Here is a 17,709-nt window from a genome sequence, read left to right on the forward strand (position 1 = left end):
ATCCGGAAGACAGGAGTTTTTCATGGCAAAAGACTATTACGCAACTCTCGGCGTGACCAAACAGGCTTCGGAGCAAGAGATCAAAAAAGCCTATCGCAAGCTCGCCGTTAAATATCATCCCGATAAAAACCCCGGCGACAAGCAGGCCGAGGAGAAGTTCAAAGAGATCAGTGAGGCCTATGCGGTGCTCAGTGATCCGGAAAAAAAGACCCAGTACGACCAGTTTGGTGACACGGGCTTTCATCAGCGTTATTCACAGGAAGATATCTTTCGCGGTGCTGATTTCGGCGATATTTTCCGCGAATTCGGCATGGGTGGTGACGACATCTTCAGCCAGCTGTTCGGTGGCATGGGTGGCGGCCGTGGACGGCGCTCGGCGTTTCATCAGGGGCGTCCCCAGCAGGTCAAGGGCCAGGATTATGTGATGCGCGTCAACCTGCCGTTTCGTCAAGCGGTAACCGGTGGCGAACGGATGATCAATTACAGCCACGACGGCCACAATGAGCAGATTCAAGTGCGGATTCCGCCCGGCATTGAAACCGGCCAGAAGCTGCGAGTCGGCGGCAAAGGTGGTCCCAGCCCCACCGGTGGCAAATCAGGCGATCTGCTGCTGGAGATTACCGTCGACAAGGACGCCCATTTTACCCGCGATGGCAACAACCTGCAGGTTCAGGTTTCGGTACCGTTCAGCGGTGCCTGCCTCGGCACCAGTGCAGCAGTGCCAACCCTTGATGGTGAAAAGCGGATCAAGGTTCCGGCGGGCACGACTAATGGCAGCCGTATCCGTTTGCGCGGTCATGGAGTGCCGGCTCATGGCAAACACCCGGCCGGGGATCTTTACGCTCAGGTGATGGTGAAGGTGCCCAAGCAGTTGACTGATGAGCAGAAGGCGTTGTTGGAGGAGCTGCAGAAGCAGGGACTCTAGCTGGCACGTTCAAATCGACACCAAAAAGGCTCCGCAATGCGGGGCCTTTTTTATTTCCCCCTATCACCAGAACGAAACAGATCGCATTGGCAAACATCATCCGTTCACCATACTTGGTACGCACGTGACGTGGGCTTCCGCGCCCACACCTCGGGCCACATTTTGCGTCGACAAAAGTGGCGCAAAATCGACTCCCAAGGGGTTGCCGACAACCATCGCGCTGACGTTCATTGCGTTCGGTGCTGCTGAACGGGAGGGCTTGGCTGCAAAATAACTCGCTGAAGGGTGGGCACTGCCCACCCGTTTTGTCGGAGCCACGGAAGAACTAGAAAGCGACGTCAAATCGTTATCAACGTTTTACGCCAGAGATGATGAATTGCACGATTTGCCGAGCTAAAGGGAGGCAAGCCGAATTCATAAAGCATAACGGAAACAGATACATTGTCGGTTAATCCAGGTCCAGGAGGTGTTCAAGCTGGTTTTTGCATACTTTTGAGCGGCCAGTCAAAAGTATGTCGGCTGCCGGGACGAAACCCGGCGACATTGACTTTGGTTTTCGGTGGTTCGTCATTCGGAACGGATTGCTCTGGCAGACATCATCCGTTCGCGATGGTGGTACGCACGTGACGTGGGCTTCCGCGCCCACACCTCGGGCCACATTTTGCGTCGACAAAAGTGGCGCAAAATCGACTCCCGAGCTTCGCGCTCTTCGAGTTCCCTCACTCCATCCGCTTACGCCGTGATATCGGCAAAAACTCGCTATCGCTCAAACAGTTTGCCGAAAACCATCACGACGACGCTCCTTGCGTTCGGCGCTGCAGTACGGGAGGGCGAAGGTGCAAAATAAGGAAGAGCAGGGTGGGCTCCACCCCACCCGTTAGATCGGTGCCACACCAGAGATAAAGAAAGATGAAAGAGTGTTATCAACGTTTTACATCTAAGATGATGAGTCGCAAGATTCGTCGACCTAAAGGGCGACGAGCCGAATTCGTGAAGCATCTCAGAAACAAACTCAGTGTAGGTATATCCAGGTTCAGGAGGTGTTCAAGCCGGCTTTTGCATACTTTTGAGCGGCCAGTCAAAAGTATGTCGGCTGCCGGGACGAAACCCGGCGACCTTGACCTTACCGCTCACAACTCCGAACAAAACGAAATTATCCTTCATCCTTCGGCTTAAACCGATTTTTATCCTGCGCCTTGAGATACGCCTCATCCGGGCTGATCAGTTCATCTTTGAGGTAACTGGCCAGCACATCATCCATCATCTGCATACCCAAGCTCTTACCACCCTGGATGATGTTACGGATATTGCCAATGTTATTTTCACGAATACTCGCCGCCAGCCCCGTCGTACCGATGAGAATCTCATTGGCGGCAATCCGCCCGCCCCCCTCTTTTTTCAGCAACAACTGAGCGCAGATGCCGCGCAGCGAATCGGCCAGCATGGTGCGCGCCATGCCCTGCTGATCTGAGGGAAATACATCGATAATCCGGTCGATGGTCTTCACCGCCGAGTTGGTGTGCAGGGTGCCGAACACCAGCGTGCCCATCGACGCGGCGGACAACGCCAGAGAAATGGTTTCGTAGTCGCGCATCTCACCGACCAGGATGACATCACAATCCTGGCGTGAGGCGGTATGCAGACCATCGCCAAACGAATGCACGTCACTGCCCACCTCACGCTGACAGAACACGCTACGCTTGTTGGGGTGAACAAACTCGATGGGTTCCTCAATGGTTAGAATATAACGCGAATAATTGTCGTTGATGTAATCGATGATCGCCGCCAGTGTGGTGGACTTACCACTGCCGGTCGGCCCGGTCACCAGCACCAGCCCGGAGCGCAATGCGGCAAACGATTTCAACACCTCGGGCAGGTGCAGCTCCTCCATGGTGAGAATCTTGGTGGGAATAACGCGAAACACTGCGCCCATACCATGCAACTGGCCGTAGTAGTTGGCGCGGAAACGCGCTTTTTCATCTTTTTCGTAGGCAAAGTCGAGATCTTTATTGGCCAGAAACTCGGTCCAGCGCTCCGGTACACAGATCTCCTTGAGGTAGCCAATCATCTGCTCCTCATTGATGGGCGCTTCGCCGTCAATGGCCACCATCCGGCCATGCTCACGGATCTTCGGCGGTTGGCCCTGCAGCAGGTGCAGGTCAGACGCTCCCCGGTCCAACATAATATCAAACAAGCGGTCAATCTGAGCCACAACATCCCTCCTTTGCGACAGCAACACAAACAGCCATCATCATTCCCCGGCCACCTGTTCAGGTTGATACTGCTTGAACGGTGATTTGTTGGCGGCGGCATACCACGCCTCGGTGCCGTCGATCTGCTCCTCCTGCACCAGCGTTTGCAGCGAATCCTCCAACTGACACATGCCTTTGTCGCGATTGATCTGCATCATGGTCGGCAACTGGAACATGCGATCTTCGCGAATCAGGTTACCGATGGCGGTGTTGTTATACATGATCTCCAGCGCCAGTACGCGCCCCTCACCCTCTTTACGCGGCATCAATCGTTGACAGACAATACCGCGAATCGACTCGCTGATCATCGAGCGCACCTGACCCTGCTGATCCGCCGGGAAGAAATCGAGAATCCGGCTGATCGTCTGTGCTGCGCCCGTGGTATGAAGCGAAGCAAACACCAGATGACCGGTCTCTGCCGCCGAGATCGCCAGCGTGGCGGTCTCTCGATCACGCAGCTCACCGATCATGATCACGTCCGGGTCTTCACGCAGTGCCGCGCGCAACGCGGCGGAGAAACTCATGGTGTGATCCCCTACCTGCCGCTGGCTGATATGCGACATCTCAGCGCTATGCACATATTCAATCGGATCTTCCATGGTGATGATATGGTCTTCACGATGCTGGTTGATCAACTGAATCATCGCCGCCAGAGTGGTAGTTTTGCCACTTCCCGCCGGACCAGCCACCAGCACCAGGCCCTGATGGTATTCGGTTAACTGCTTGAGATGCATGGGCAACTGCAATTGCTCAAATGTTGGGATGGTCTGATCAACAATACGAAATGCCCCGTCCCAGCCACGGCTCTGCTTGGCAAAGCAGGTGCGGTAACGACCCAGGCCGGAAAACTCGCAACAGGTATCCAACGCCAGTTGCTCATAGAGCAGTGATCTCTGATCACCATCCAAGGCACTGAACAACAGCGCTTCCGTTTCCTGCGCGGTAAACGGCTCCCGCTCCAGTGTCATCAGCACACCGTCTTTACGCAACAGCGGCGGCGAACCGGCATTGATGTGTAAATCCGAAGCCCCTTGGCGACGGGCAAAGGACAGATAATCCTCCAGAGTCGTCAATGACCCAACATCGTTCGGCGCAGCAGAGACCGCTGGTGATGGCGCAACCGCCGCTGCCGGTGCTGCCTCAGGTTCAAAAGCCGGTAACGCCCCTTGATCGACAGGTGGCGGTGGAGGCGGAGCGGCGGCTGGAGCAGGTTGAGGAGCCGGTGCCGCAGGCTCGGCAGGCGCAGCCGACGGTTGGCTGGCCTCAAACTTATCGCGAATCATCGTGACCTGCTGAGGTTTGAGCACCTTGGCCCGCACCAGAAGATCGGCCAGTTCCAGTTCAGGGTGGCTTTCCAGATAGGCTTTGGCTTTTTGCAGCAGCTCGGCATTCACCAGCTTGTTATGCACCACCACTTTTTCAACGAATTGATCAAACGGCGTCATTCGACTCTCCTGTTGTTACTCACTCAACATCAAGATCAAGTTCCTGCTGATCCTCATCCGTGTCGTGGCGTCGCTGAAGCAGCCAGGTTCCCAAACTGCCCATATCATCACACTCGCAGTCTACGGCATCGGCAGGAAGGATAATCTCAATCTCGTCACGGCTGACATTGATGAAACCCGCCTGCAGCAGATGGTTCCCGGTCTGACGCTCCCACACCTGCGCCTCAGCCACGGCAATAAACTGGCGCGCCTCACACACGGCATCGGTCAACCGGGCACCTTTTTTGACATACACCCGCCCGACAACCCGATAATTATGGGTCAAAATAACCACTTTCATCATGGTGTTTGGTTCACGACTGACAGTCATGTGCAATCCTCCCTCCCAAACCGGCTCAGTGATTCAATAGGTTGTATTTATTCTCAAATCAGGTTAACCGAAATGACTTGATCAGCAAACTGATTTTCAATTTTTTCGGGTAAATATGCCATTCACAGAAATCAGAGCAAAATTCCACTCGCTTCTTCATTGGGAAATAAAATTATTAAAGAAATTGTAAAAACAATCTAATGGGCGTAAGTTACGTATATATTTTTAGACAACCACCAAGGATCAGTGTGGACGTAATTAAGATAAAAATCCCCCGAGTCATTGTTGTTCTTTTTCTGTTACTCGCTACATTTTCTCCCCAGGCTGATGCCAATGAGATCGAAAAGCGATTCATATCGGCTGGGCTTGTTGACATTTCAACAATTGATTCCACGATACAAATTGACCTAGTCAACTCTGATCCTGCCAAAAACTTCTTTCGGGAAAACTTCTACAATGGTCTTAGTACCACCTACCTGCAACGCGAGGTGGCGATAAAATTGGCCAAAGCTCAGAAAATCTTAAAATCAAAACATCCCTCCTATTCCTTACAGATTCTGGACGCAGCACGACCTCGCAGCGTATCTCAAGCCATGTACGATAAAATGAAGGGCACCAAGTTCGAACGGTTTGTCGCCAATCCGGCAAAAGGATCTATGCATAATTACGGAATCGCCGTTGATATCACCATTGTCGATGGCACTGGTGAGGAGCTGGACATGGGCATCACACCGTTCAGAAGAAGCACTGTCCGACTTTACTGGGAATACGCCCTGAAAAAGCTCGGCAAACAGCTTTCACCAGAACAGAAAAGCAACCGACAACTTCTTTCCGAGACGATGAAACAGGCAGGATTTTTACCGCTGCGCTTTGAATGGTGGCATTTCAACGGAATGGAAAAAGACTTAGCTCGGAAGAAATACACCATCATTGAATGAGTTTTTGAAAATACATGGGGAAATTTTGTAAGTGCTGGCAAATTTTTTAAGTGCCGAACTTTTAAAACATTCTGCCGATGCGATCTTTGCAAGCAAAGGGAACATCCCTGAAAAAAAAATTACATTTCACTTGGCCTTCAGGGAATAAGATTCCTCTTCAATATTGCCGTTGGCACCTGGCTATTCTACCAGGCTAAAGACTTGAAATTTAATAGGTTCCTGTGGCCTTTGTTTGGTCTGGCAAAACCCTCTGGAGCCATTGTTATCTTTATGCTTATTCTAGTTTATGAATGCAGGAAAACCCAATCGGAGAATCTTGAAACGCAAGCCTGATTTTCACTATTTTTTGCAGAGGCAGGATGGGAAAGGATTATAAACCTTCGACGGGAGAAGTTTTATTTTTAGTTGCGGTTTCTTTATTTATCGCTCTCAATGTATTTTTCCGTCAGCTATTTATCAACACGTCCAACAGCCCCTTCTCTCTTGAAAATGTATTCACAAAGGAAAATCTCTTGCTCACGGCTGCTCAACTAGCATTTCTTTTCTTCGCTTATTTGATTGCACTCGGTATCAGGAAAAAAATGAGCTCATTCAAAAAAGAAAAGCAACGCCACAAAGACTTTAAATCTTAGAGCATCTCCTTTAAAGGCTCACCAAACCACCATATCAACATATTCACGATCTTTATACGTATCAAAACCTCTGATTTTGTTGAATTCAAAGGTCATGGGATTGACCTCCCACACCGCAGCATATTCACTCCAGGGGTCGACAAGAAACTCCACGATCTCTGGAGTTTTCACCCGAATGGCGTGAACCCACTTTATCTCAGCATGGTCAATGCGTTCGATTCGATCTGGCGTCCAAACGATTAACGACTCCCCGGCAATAATCGCCCAACGATGATTTTTGTCGATCAATCCGCAGCCGGGTTCACCGTACAAGTCATCCTCAAAGAGAACCTTACCCGTGGCTTTTTCTTTTAAGGTCACTGATTCGTAGTGATGTTCAAGAATCAGCAGGTCTGTTTCATCAAGAACCGGCATATAAATAACGCCTTTTGGTCAGAAGTTGTCCGCTCTTGTCTGTGGCTAATCAACGCCCTCGTCTTTATCAACCAACGCCGCCAAAGCCTCAATAAACGACTCCCGATCATTCAACGCCGGAACCCGCCCAAACCAGGACACTCCATGTTCCTCGGCATGGTCACGAAACTCCACATCCACCTCTTCAAGGGTTTCAATGTGATCGGAAACAAACGACACCGGAATCACCAACAAACTGCGTCGCTCCTTACCGGCAGCGGCAATCAGATCGAGCGTATCGGGTGACATCCATTTGACCGGACCACTGCGACTCTGGTAGCCGATCTGACACGGATAATCACCGACACGCTCCATTACCCCGGCCACGGTCTCTTCAACATGTTGCTGATACGGGTCGCCACGATCAATGAACTTCTGCGGCAGGGCGTGGGCGGAAAACAGTAAGGTCAATTTGCCACGTTTGGCCTCGGGTACCTGCGCTAAACCATCCTGCACACATTCAGCCAGGGCATCAAGGTATTGATCCTGATCGTGCCACTCTTCGATGTAGCGGCATTGCAAATCCGGCGCATGCTGACTGACGGCACGCTTGAAATCTTTGATACTGCTGCCGGTGGTGGCGCCGGTGTAATGTGGATAAAGGCTGACGACCACGGCCTCTTTAATCCCCTGGGCAACAATGCGCTGCACCACCTCATCGGCACGCGGCCCCCAGTAACGCATGGCGACAAAGGCCTGCCAGTCTTCGCCCAGTTTGTCACAGGTTTTTTCCGCCTGCAGGCGTGACCAGTGCAGCAATGGTGACTTACCACCGATACGGCGGTAATTTTCGCGCACGGTTTTGGCCCGGAAGTGAGAGATCATTTTGGCGAACGGCTTTTGCAACAGCGCGCCAAGAGGCAGTTGAATCAGGTCGCGATCGGAGAAGAGTTGGTAGAGAAACGGTTCAACGGCTTCCACGGAATCGGGGCCGCCCATATTGAGTAACACCAGCGCTTTTTTCGGTTCAGACATGTGGACCTCCTCTGGCGAATCATTTTATAGCAACACACGCTCTGGTCTGAATATCGCCGAGAGTTTACCACAGGATTGATCCATAAAAAAAGCCGACCTGAGCAATCTCAGGTCGGCGGAAATAACAATGAGGATCAGGAACCTATTCTGGCCCCTCAATCACAATCGGGTTGAGCACTGGATCGGCACCGGCATAATCAGAACCTTCACCCATACTCCATTCGAACCAACCACTATCGAAGTTGTAGTTGCGCTCGTAGCCCATCATGTAGCCGTAGAACCAGGCCAGACTGGAACGCCAGCCGGTGCCGCAGTAATAGCTGAGGGCTTTGTCAGAGGTGATGCCCTGTGAGGTCCAGTAGGTTTCGATCTGCGCAGGAGCAACCAGGGTGTTATCGCTATTGACATAAGCTTCCATGGTCCACGGGCCATCACCGGCTTTGCCCCACAGGGCACCGGGGATGCGACCAATGGTCGGGATGTAGCTATACGGTGCACCATTTTCGCTGTCACCGATATATTCATCCCAGGTGCGGATATCGACGATGACGCCATCGGCTTCAACACCGCTGACCACGTCACGCACGTAAGGAATCTCCGACTTGTAGTCAGAGTTGATGGCCACACTGCGCCCTGGAACCTCGGGGTCAAACTCGTCAACAGGAGTCCGCTCTGCGGTTTCAGTGGAACCTTCGTAACCGGCAGCTTCCCAGGCAGCATAACCCCCTTCCATGAGACGCACATCTTCAACTCCGGCATAGAGAAGTGTCCACACCAGACGGGCTGCTGCAGTCTGATCACTGCCATAAACAACCACGGTGGTCTCTTTGTCGATGCCCATGTAGGCAATGCCGGGCAGCAAGTATTGGTCGGGGTAGATGTTCCACCAGTTGCGCGGCAGTGAATCATCCGGGCCAAGACCTTTGGCAGCATCTTGCTCTTCAGTGGTACTGCGATCCCAGCACGCCGGATCACCGGCATCGACCGGCCAGTCGTTACGGGCATTAAAACAGTCGTATTCGATCTCATCGGTATTGACGTGGATGGCGCCGGGCACATGGCCGTTATTGTACGCATCACCCGCCGGACCCCAACCAACTTCGGCAATCACATAGGGGTTATCGAAGTTGTTGTTTTCCAACAGCACTTCTTTAACCCAGCGCGCGTCCACCACGTGGTTGACATTGGGATAGGCATCAAAGTCCCACTCGGGATGGACGCCAAAGGAAACCGGACGCACTGAACGTTCCTGACGCCAGCCGTCGGTGCTGCCGGGAACATCCTCTTCAGCGACGTAGGAGGCATCTTCGACGTAGTTGGTACTCCAACCTTCCCAGCCGTCGGAGTAGTTGCGTACATTGCTGATCCCCATCAGGTGAGCATAGAGGTAGCTGATACTCGAGCGGTAGCCGCTGCCACAGTAGAAAATAACCTCTTTGCTGAAGGTGGTGTCGGTGGCGTTTTCAATACCGATACCGTTCCACATGGTGGCCACTTCGCTGTAGTTGCGGAAGGTGCCGTCATCGTCGAGATACTCACGATCCGGGTTATCGGCATGGAACGCGTAGGTTGCACCGGGGATGCGCCCTTTGTTGACCACATAGCTGTAGCCACTTACTTCACCGGCATACTCCTCATACATCCGCACGTCGGCGACCAGGGTATGGGCATTGTCATAGACACCAGCCACGTAGTCCGTGGTGGCAACGACTTCGGGCAGCGTGCTGCCGTTGTAGGTGGTGGCAACCGGCTCGTTGATGGTGGTCTCACCGTCATATCCGGCGGCAGCCCAAGCATCATAACCGCCGTTGAGCAGGCGCACATCATCGACCCCGGCATAGAGCAGAATCCACCACAGGCGGGCGGCAAAAATCGGGCTATTGCTGTAGACGATGACGGTCGTGTCTTCGGTAATACCCATGTTGCCGACAGCGGCTTTCAGCTCGTCATCGGGCAGCATGAACCAACGCGGGTAACCGTTTTCATACACATCGGAGTTGGAGTGGATCGCTCCGGGGATATGGCCGTCGAGGTAGGAGGCATCGGCCCAGCCATTGGCCATATCGGAAAAGCTGCCCCACTGGGTTTCAAAGATCAGGTATTTGTGATCGCGATCATAACTGTAGTTTGCCGGAGCAGCGCTGGTGCTGCCAGCGGCATGATAATCAATCACCCCTTTGACCCAGCCGGGATAGACCAAATCGGCGTAGTTGGGCAACGCTTCCATGGGATAGGTGGTAGAGTCTGCAGCGGCCCAGTCCCACATGGAGGCATCATAGTTGGCAACATTTTCAAAGCCCATCAACCGGCCGAGGAAATACGCGAAACCGCTGCGAATACCGGCAGTGCAATACGCGGCCACCTGTTTGTCGGCGGTAATACCCCGCGCATCAAAGTAAGCCTTCATGGTGGTGTAAGGCACCAGGGTAAGATCATCGGCATAAGACCACTCATAAGGCAGATGCACCGCACCGGTGATGTGCCCTTCGCGCGCTTCACCGTAGAGTTGCCAGCCATTGTACTCTTCATCGGTACGGGTATCGATCAGTACAAAATCATTGTCGCCCAAGCGGGAGGCAATGGTTTCTTTGTCGATCACCACCGAGGTGTTGACCGAAGCGGTAAAGGTGGTTTCTTCAAGGGTGTTTTCAGCCAGTTCGGTGGTACGGCCGTCGGCACTCCATTTGTCCCAGCCACCGTTGAGCAGGTGGACATCGGTACAACCGAGGTATTCCAACGCCCAGAACACCCGCCCGGCAGACCCCCAGGAGGTGATGGTATCGTCGTAGAGAACAATTTTGGCGTCAGTCACCAGACCTTTGGCACTCAACAATGCTTCCAGCTCGGCAACAGATTTGAGATTGAGGCTGCCATCGGCCAGTTCGCTATGAGCCATGTGAATGGCACCTGGAATGTGACCGGCAGCGTAAGCATCAGCAGAGCGGGTGTCGATCACAATCAGGGTACCGGTGGTGGCCGCCGCAGTGGCCTCACCGGTCAGCAGAGTCGCCAGATCATCTGCGGAGAACAGCAGATCGGCGTTGGGATACGGAGTGGAGGCAGTGTCACCACCGTCATCACCGCCAGTGTTTCCACCGTCTGTTGTTGTGGTGGTTTTATGGGTCACGGATTCACCGCAGCCACTGAGCATGAAGGCAGTCATCGCCACCAGCATCAGCAACAGCAGCATCGATTTAAGTCGTTGCGTCATGGTCATCATCCTTTTCTACTGTGCGGGTTAACGAAGCTGATAGGTCAACGCTAGGGTGTAGGTGGCACCAACAGCGGTATTTTCACCGCACAAAGCCGGGGTGTACACGGCTTCCCAGCCCCAGGCATCATCAATACGATAGCCAACCGCCACATCAAGCTTGAGCAGGTCGTATTCGGTGGTAATGGTCGGATTACCTGAGGCATCGACCATTTCGTCGCCGTTGTTGGCACTGAGCAGACCATCGAGTTTGACCCGCGCATACCATTGGTCGGTCAGATCACTGCCTACCTCGATCAGGTAGCGGTATTCATCGCTGGGTTCTTCGAACCGCCAGCGATAGCCCAACTCAAAATTGCAATAGCCGGGAAACAGGTAGGCCAGGGAATGGCCGAACAAGATGCGCGCTTCAACATCGTACTGACCGTTGCCCAGCGGCAGGGAATCATTTTCATCGTACAGTTCAGGAATTTTGACCAAGCCCTGAACAGCCAGCACACCGCCGGAGAACTGCACCAAGCGGTATTTGAGCCCCAGATCGACATCACCGAAACCATAGGTTTTCATCTCAATCGTGTCGTCGTCGTGTTTGATCTGTTTGTAATAGACCGACGCAATCACCGTTGCAGCATCGGTGACGCCATATTCAACATAGTAGTTGAGGTTGACATCAGTGAACTTGCCGTCATTGGCCATTTTTTTACGGTCGCCATCGTCATCGAAATTACGATCGGCAGCATAATAATTACCGGAAAGACGATTGTAGGCGGTTCCGGCTTGTTGGGTCCAGGCACCGGCAAACACCTGGCTGGCACAGCACAGAACCAGCAAAAACAGTGGCAGTAGTGTTTTTTTCAACATCAGGGGGGAGACCTCTCTTCCATAGAAATACGAACTGATGAGAACAACAGAATGAAGAACACATCAGCTCATTAAGCTAAGCGATACTAGCCTCTTATTGCATAAGAAAAGTCGAAAACACAAATAAGTAATCCAGATGGAAAGAAGATTCATTATTTAATATTTTGATAGTGGCGACAAAAAGCGCCCTCGGTGGCATTAAAACAAACGATATCTGACCAGGCGATTAACTGAAACGGTTGGAAAAAACTCGGAAAGGAGGTCGCAGAGCAAAAAAAAGCCTCGCAGATCACTGCGAGGCCTTGAGGTTTATCTCATTACTTCTGGCTGAGGCGGTGTACCGCATCAACCATGAAAATGGCATTTTCCGGTGGCACCGTCGGCATAATGCCATGACCGAGGTTGAAAATAAAACCGGGACGACCAGCATTTTCATCAAGGATGCGTTGCACCTCTTTTTCAATGTACGGCTTGGGTGCGAAAAGCACGGTCGGATCAAGGTTCCCCTGCACGGCAACGTCTTCGCCGAGAATGTCACGGGCTTTGCCGAGATTGACATGCCAGTCGAGGCCGATCACGTCACTGCCGGCTTCTTTGACCAATTCGAGCATGGTGCCGGAGTTTTTCACGAAGTAGATCACCGGAATGTCTTTGCGGTTGAGCCCGGCAATCAGCTTTTTAGTGTAAGGCAGGACGAACTTCTCAAAGTCATGCGGTGCCACCAGGCCACCCCAGGTATCAAAGATCTGAATCGCCTGAGCACCGGCTTCGATCTGCATGTTGAGATAGCGGCGGTCCATCTCGGTGATCTTTTCCATCAGGGCATGATACAGGCTCGGATCGCCGTACATCATCTGCTTGAGTGCGGCGAAATCTTTGCTGCCTTTGCCTTCAACCATGTAGCAGGCCAAGGTGAACGGCGCGCCACCAAAACCGATCAGCGGCACACGCCCTTCAAAGGCAGTGCGCAAGCGCTTGATAATGGCCGGGACATAAGAAACGGCTTCAGCCATGTTCTCGGGAACAATAAGCTTGTCCACATCAGCCTGGGTGCGGATCGGGTTGGCAAACACCGGACCGGGGTTGAAGTCGAGGTCCATGCCCATCGGCTCAATCGGCGTGAGGATATCAGAAAACAGGATCGCCGCATCCGCATCGAGAATATCGATGGGCTGAATGGTCACCTCGGCAGCACGCTCGGGATCTTTACACAGATCAAGAAAGGTGCCTTCACCACGAGAGCGCACTTCACGGTACTGCGGCAGATAACGGCCGGCCTGACGCATCAGCCATACGGGGATTCGGTCGACGGGCTGGCCCCAGCAGGCCTTGAGAAAGTCGTATTCAGTCGCCATTGAACTCATTCCTTTTTTTTATTGATGAAATCGGGTTGTCTTTGCGTTATTCGCCGCGGTTTTCCGCAGCCTCTTTTTCCATGCGCAAACGTGTCTTGCGCGGGATGTAATTACAGAACGGCTCTTCGGCCATGTAATCGCCATACACCGCATCGGCACGGGCGCGGCAGCCGCCGCAAACGTTGATGAACTCGCATTCGCCACATTTGCCTTTGTATTTGGAAAAGTCGCGCAGATCGTTGAACACTTTGGAGTTAAACCACAAATCCTTGAACGGAATCTGCTTGACGTTGCCCACCGACGAGTGGAAATAGGAGCACGGCTTGAGATTGCCAAAGCAGTCGATCAGGCAGATAGTTTGAGCGGCAATACAGCCTTTACCACCACCAGTGGAAAAGGTCAGGCTACGTCGCTTGAAATCCACCCCTTCGGCCTTGGCCATCTGCGGCACAATGCGGTAATAGTGCGGTGCACAGGTGGGGCGCATGAGAATGTCGTCTTCGTTCTTCTCCTGCTCGTAGTGCCAGGAGAGAATCTCTTCGTAATCTTCCTTGGACACCAGCTCGTTCATGATCTCTTCACCACGACCGGTGGGCACAATCATAAACATGTACCAGGCCGTGGCTCCCAACGATTTAGCCAGTTTGAACGTATTGGCGATATCGTGCTGGTTGCGTTTGGTGAAGGATGAGTTGATAAGAAACTTGATACCGTTGCGGGTGAGGGTTTCCGCCGCGCGTTTCACCCCTTCAAAAGCACCGGGGCATTGGCGGAAATCGTCATGAATTTCAGCAGTGGAACCGTCGAGAGACAGGGACACCATTTTGATGTCAGCCTTGTTCATCTTGGCGCACACCTCATCCGTGATCAGTGTGCCGTTGGTGGCCATGCACATGCGCAGCCCTTTTGAGGTGCCGTACTCGGCAATCTCGAAAATATCGGGACGCATCAGCGGTTCGCCGCCAGACAGCACCATCACCGGTTTGGACACTTCACAGATGTCGTCAATCATTTTAAACGCTTCCTCGGTGGTAAAATCTCCGGAAGCGGCTTCCATATCGGAAGAGCAACGGCAATGGACACAGGTCAGGTTGCAGCGACGGGTGGTTTCCCAGGCAATCCACTTGGGGATAAATTTTTCTTCTTGATCAGCCATGCGGCGATTTTCTCCTGAGGGTCAAAGGGTTTAGCAGGTCTTTTCACCGTGTTTTTCAGCGAAACGCGATTCTAACCCAGATCGCTTTGTGAGACAAGTTCCGCGATGGTTTCGGCCATCTCGTCCTGATCCATCACATTGCCGTCTACGGTGACTTCCGCATAGCGACGATAGAGCTGCAAACGTTCCTGATAGAGATCTTCGAAGGTCTGGTTTTCGGCGCAGGCAATGCCCCGAGTATCGAAGTTATGAATTCTGCGGCAGATTTCATCGAACGACACATCGAGAAACACAATGGTGGAGATAGTTTTGAGGTGAGCCATGGTTTTTTCGCTGTATACGGCACTGCCGCCGGTGGCGATAATCTGATTGGTAATATTCAAGCGGAGAATTTCCTGTTCTTCAACCCGACGCAGGTTGAGATAGTCGGATTCATCGAGAATCTCCTGTAGGGTCTTCTGCTGGTTGATCTGAATCAGGATATCGGTGTCGATGTAACCCATGCCGAGGTTTTTGGCGAGGATGATGCCGATGGTGCTTTTGCCGGCACCGGGCATGCCGATCAGAGTAATGTTGCTCTTTTTCATGGGGTTCCTTTTTATGCAGTGCAATGTTGCGTGTACTTTAAATTCTTATGGTCAAGATCAAGGTCAAAGTCAAGACCGCCGGGTTTCGTCCCGGCAGCCGACATACTTTTGACTGGCCGCTCAAAAGTATGCAAAAACCAGCTTGAACACCTCCTGAACCTGGATCCACCGACAATGAATCCATTTCCGTCAAGCTTCACAGATTCGGCTCGCCGCCCTTTAGGTCGACGAATCGTGCACATCATCAACGCTAGCGTAAAACGTTGATAACATGCTCATGCCTCGCTCTATTTCTGGTGTGGCACCGTTCAAACGGGTGGGCAGTGCCCACCCTGCCTGGGTTTGTTATTTAGCAGCCAAGCTCTCCCGTTCAGCAACACCGAACGCAATGAATGTCAGCGCGATGGTTGTCGGCAACCTGTTTGAGCGTTAGCGAGTTTTGCCGACATCGCGGTGTAAGAGAATGGAGAGAGGGAACCCGATAGGGTGCAATGACGGGAGTCGATTTTGCGCCCCTTTTGTCGACGCAAAAGGGGCCCGACGTGTGGGCGCGGAAGCCCACGTCACGTGCGTACCAAGCTCGCAAACGGATGAAGCCCAATCAATCGTCCCCCTGATCAAGGCGCCACGACCTCACCCCGCACAAACTGCCGCCACACCCATCCAAATCCACCATCAGGCAGACGCACATAATACCACTCCGGTGCCTGCCCCAGCACGTATAATCGATCACCGGCTGCCACATGATCATTGACCGGATGCAACCGACTCGGTCCGCCACGCACATTGAGCACTTCCACAGTAACCGTGACGGTTCCAAGGGCCGATGCTGGAACCGCTGTCACATCCGGCTGCGGCGGAGGCGGCGCAGTCGGCGGCGCTTCAACCACGCGGTAGCCACGCCGTAGGGGCTCATAGTAGATATCGTTGTAGCGAGCATAGAGCCGGTTGCCGAAACGGACATCGACATAGCCATAGGGCAGCGTTGAAACCACCAGCCCAACCGGCGGATACACCACCCGGTAAAAGCTGTCATAGGGAGAATAGAAAATGCCGTTACGGTAAAAATAGGTGCTGCGATGATGGTGGATTTTATGGTGGCCGCGTGGCAACACCTTCACCACCTCGCCGTAGCCCGGACGATGATGGGAGTGGCCCCGTTTTGCCCAGACAAACGTGCTGCTTGTAACAAGCAACGCAGCGACGACCAATAAGAATAGGGAAAGTGGTTTCATGGCAAAGCTCCTTTCAAACAACGGGAGCTTCTATTTTACCACACAGGTCCACTACACATAAAAACAGCGCACCGTTTTTACGGTGCGCTGAACGATTCTTTACAATATGTGTTGAGATGCTAATCAAACAACTCGGCAAAAATTTCTGCCACGGTCTCCATCTTGTGAGCTTTCCAGGCATTGGTGCCGCAGAAGATCAGGCCGGTATCGCGGTCACCGCGCTGAGCACGATCCAGTGCGTGAACGATGCAGAACCGTTCTTTGTCTTTTTTATAGGCACACTTTTTCAGACAACCTGACGGGCAGGAGATGTTGCCGTCAATATCGTGAGCACGAACCTGATCGATATTGGCTTTGAGGGCACGGCCCGGCAGACCGGCGGGACTCATGATCAAACCGATATCTTCCTGGGTGCAATCAAGATAAGCTTGCTTGAACGCCGGGTCAGCATCACACTCTTCGGTGCAGACAAACCGGCTGGCCATCTGCACGCCATCAGCGCCTTCGGCCAGGGCACGTTCCAGATCGTCGCGATCCCAGATGCCGCCAGCGGCAATGATCGGCATGTCGAGTTGCCATTTCTCTTTAAAGTAGGCTTTAACACCGCGCACGGTTTCATACTGATCGTAATCGCCGTTGCCGATATTCTCCAGCTTCTCACCCAGGTGACCACCAGCTGTATCGGGATCTTCCACCACCACGGCATCGGGCAAACGACCAAAACCCTTGTGCCATTTACGGGCAATCAGTTCAGCGGCTTTCACCGAGGAGACAATAGGCACCAGAGCCACATCAGGATAATCCACAGTCAGACCAGGAAGATTGAGCGGCAGTCCGGCACCGGAGACAATCACTTTGGCGCCGGCTTCACAACTGGTGCGGACAATATCGTCATAATCAGATACCGCCACCATACAGTTGGTGCCGATCACGCCGTCCGGTGCAATTTCATAAGCTTTGCGAATTTCATCCTTGAGCGCGAGCAGATCGGCCTCAAAGTATTTCTTATCAGTATGATCGCTGTTGAGCGCCAAACCCGCAGTGGCAATCAGACCGACCCCACCACATTTGGCCACGGCTCCGGCTAATCCAGCCGCAGAAACACGCACTCCCATGCCTCCCTGGATCAGAGGATAAGGTACCGTATGCTTGCCAATGGTCAGAGATTTCATAGTGATTGAATCCTGTTATCGTTTTAAGCTATCTTTAATTTGTTATTTCGCCAACTTTAGAGCGCCATGCTAGCAGAAGCACGGCTTATCCCAATGTAATACTTGTGTAAAAGCTCCCACGCTTTGCGCTTGTATTCTCTAA

At 52.7% G+C, this 17,709-nt stretch carries 15 protein-coding genes; 3 read left to right on the forward strand and 12 right to left on the reverse strand.

All coding sequences use genetic code 11. The features are described 5' to 3' along the window. Positions 1-22: 22 nt before the first annotated feature. A complete protein-coding gene (locus DACE_RS00005) occupies positions 23-925 on the forward strand; it encodes a DnaJ C-terminal domain-containing protein (protein WP_005997297.1) in 903 nt (300 codons plus the stop codon). 1,153 nt (positions 926-2,078) lie between these two features. Here the strand turns inward: DACE_RS00005 and DACE_RS00010 are convergent. From DACE_RS00010 to DACE_RS00020, 3 genes are read right to left on the reverse strand one after another with little or no spacing between them, the layout of a single operon-like run. Then, positions 2,079-3,137 (reverse strand): type IV pilus twitching motility protein PilT, encoded by a 1,059-nt coding sequence (locus DACE_RS00010; protein ID WP_005997302.1) that lies wholly within the window; start codon positions 3,135-3,137, stop codon positions 2,079-2,081. Between the two features lie 39 nt (positions 3,138-3,176). Then, a complete protein-coding gene (locus DACE_RS00015) occupies positions 3,177-4,622 on the reverse strand; it encodes a type IV pilus twitching motility protein PilT (RefSeq protein WP_005997307.1) in 1,446 nt (481 codons plus the stop codon). Between the two features lie 19 nt (positions 4,623-4,641). Beyond that, complete coding sequence (locus DACE_RS00020; protein ID WP_005997308.1) at positions 4,642-4,992, reverse strand: DUF6812 domain-containing protein; 351 nt, start codon at positions 4,990-4,992, stop codon at positions 4,642-4,644. Between the two features lie 248 nt (positions 4,993-5,240). Between DACE_RS00020 and DACE_RS00025 the strand changes: the two genes are divergently transcribed. Both DACE_RS00025 and DACE_RS00030 read left to right on the forward strand, forming a co-directional pair. Continuing rightward, positions 5,241-5,930, forward strand: coding sequence for a M15 family metallopeptidase (locus DACE_RS00025; RefSeq protein WP_005997309.1), 690 nt, complete (start codon positions 5,241-5,243; stop codon positions 5,928-5,930). Positions 5,931-6,289: 359 nt separating this feature from the next. After that, positions 6,290-6,562: a hypothetical protein gene (locus DACE_RS00030; RefSeq protein ID WP_005997310.1), complete on the forward strand. Its 273-nt coding sequence runs from the start codon at positions 6,290-6,292 to the stop codon at positions 6,560-6,562. 18 nt (positions 6,563-6,580) lie between these two features. On the opposite strand, the gene DACE_RS00035 is transcribed toward DACE_RS00030, so the two are convergent. The 9 genes from DACE_RS00035 to DACE_RS00075 all read right to left on the reverse strand — a co-directional run bounded on the left by DACE_RS00035 (position 6,581) and on the right by DACE_RS00075 (position 17,567). Then, a complete protein-coding gene (locus DACE_RS00035; RefSeq protein ID WP_005997311.1) occupies positions 6,581-6,976 on the reverse strand; it encodes a hypothetical protein in 396 nt (131 codons plus the stop codon). A gap of 45 nt (positions 6,977-7,021) precedes the next feature. Further along, positions 7,022-7,990 carry a ferrochelatase gene (hemH, locus tag DACE_RS00040; protein ID WP_005997312.1) on the reverse strand — a complete coding sequence of 323 codons (969 nt, stop codon included), beginning with the start codon at positions 7,988-7,990 and terminating at the stop codon, positions 7,022-7,024. A gap of 142 nt (positions 7,991-8,132) precedes the next feature. Next, positions 8,133-11,201 (reverse strand): sulfurtransferase, encoded by a 3,069-nt coding sequence (locus DACE_RS00045; RefSeq protein ID WP_005997313.1) that lies wholly within the window; start codon positions 11,199-11,201, stop codon positions 8,133-8,135. A gap of 27 nt (positions 11,202-11,228) precedes the next feature. Next, on the reverse strand, positions 11,229-12,062 hold the full coding sequence (locus DACE_RS00050) for a hypothetical protein (RefSeq protein WP_005997315.1): 834 nt from the start codon (positions 12,060-12,062) through the stop codon (positions 11,229-11,231). A 317-nt stretch (positions 12,063-12,379) separates the two neighbouring features. After that, entirely contained in the window at positions 12,380-13,417 is a 1,038-nt protein-coding gene (gene hemE, locus DACE_RS00055) for a uroporphyrinogen decarboxylase (RefSeq protein WP_005997316.1), read from the reverse strand. Between the two features lie 46 nt (positions 13,418-13,463). After that, on the reverse strand, positions 13,464-14,573 hold the full coding sequence (locus DACE_RS00060) for a radical SAM/SPASM domain-containing protein (protein ID WP_005997318.1): 1,110 nt from the start codon (positions 14,571-14,573) through the stop codon (positions 13,464-13,466). Between the two features lie 71 nt (positions 14,574-14,644). Next, complete coding sequence (locus tag DACE_RS00065; protein WP_005997321.1) at positions 14,645-15,160, reverse strand: shikimate kinase; 516 nt, start codon at positions 15,158-15,160, stop codon at positions 14,645-14,647. A gap of 617 nt (positions 15,161-15,777) precedes the next feature. Then, complete coding sequence (locus DACE_RS16860) at positions 15,778-16,395, reverse strand: SH3 domain-containing protein (protein ID WP_005997323.1); 618 nt, start codon at positions 16,393-16,395, stop codon at positions 15,778-15,780. 119 nt (positions 16,396-16,514) lie between these two features. Beyond that, a complete protein-coding gene (locus tag DACE_RS00075; protein WP_005997325.1) occupies positions 16,515-17,567 on the reverse strand; it encodes an NAD(P)H-dependent flavin oxidoreductase in 1,053 nt (350 codons plus the stop codon). Positions 17,568-17,709: the final 142 nt, after the last annotated feature.

It is taken from the genome of Desulfuromonas acetoxidans DSM 684, from assembly GCF_000167355.1.
In the GTDB taxonomy this organism is placed as follows: Bacteria; Desulfobacterota; Desulfuromonadia; order Desulfuromonadales; family Desulfuromonadaceae; genus Desulfuromonas; species Desulfuromonas acetoxidans.

Coding starts and splice junctions, on each gene's coding strand:
- DACE_RS00005 (WP_005997297.1), top strand. CDS start 23: ATGGCAAAAGACTATTACGCAACTCTCGGCGTGACCAAACAGGCTTCG.
- DACE_RS00015 (WP_005997307.1), bottom strand. CDS start 4,622: ATGACGCCGTTTGATCAATTCGTTGAAAAAGTGGTGGTGCATAACAAG.
- DACE_RS00020 (WP_005997308.1), bottom strand. CDS start 4,992: ATGACTGTCAGTCGTGAACCAAACACCATGATGAAAGTGGTTATTTTG.
- DACE_RS00030 (WP_005997310.1), top strand. CDS start 6,290: ATGGGAAAGGATTATAAACCTTCGACGGGAGAAGTTTTATTTTTAGTT.
- DACE_RS00035 (WP_005997311.1), bottom strand. CDS start 6,976: ATGCCGGTTCTTGATGAAACAGACCTGCTGATTCTTGAACATCACTAC.
- hemH (WP_005997312.1), bottom strand. CDS start 7,990: ATGTCTGAACCGAAAAAAGCGCTGGTGTTACTCAATATGGGCGGCCCC.
- DACE_RS00045 (WP_005997313.1), bottom strand. CDS start 11,201: ATGACGCAACGACTTAAATCGATGCTGCTGTTGCTGATGCTGGTGGCG.
- DACE_RS00050 (WP_005997315.1), bottom strand. CDS start 12,062: ATGTTGAAAAAAACACTACTGCCACTGTTTTTGCTGGTTCTGTGCTGT.
- hemE (WP_005997316.1), bottom strand. CDS start 13,417: ATGGCGACTGAATACGACTTTCTCAAGGCCTGCTGGGGCCAGCCCGTC.
- DACE_RS00060 (WP_005997318.1), bottom strand. CDS start 14,573: ATGGCTGATCAAGAAGAAAAATTTATCCCCAAGTGGATTGCCTGGGAA.
- DACE_RS00065 (WP_005997321.1), bottom strand. CDS start 15,160: ATGAAAAAGAGCAACATTACTCTGATCGGCATGCCCGGTGCCGGCAAA.
- DACE_RS16860 (WP_005997323.1), bottom strand. CDS start 16,395: ATGAAACCACTTTCCCTATTCTTATTGGTCGTCGCTGCGTTGCTTGTT.
- DACE_RS00075 (WP_005997325.1), bottom strand. CDS start 17,567: ATGAAATCTCTGACCATTGGCAAGCATACGGTACCTTATCCTCTGATC.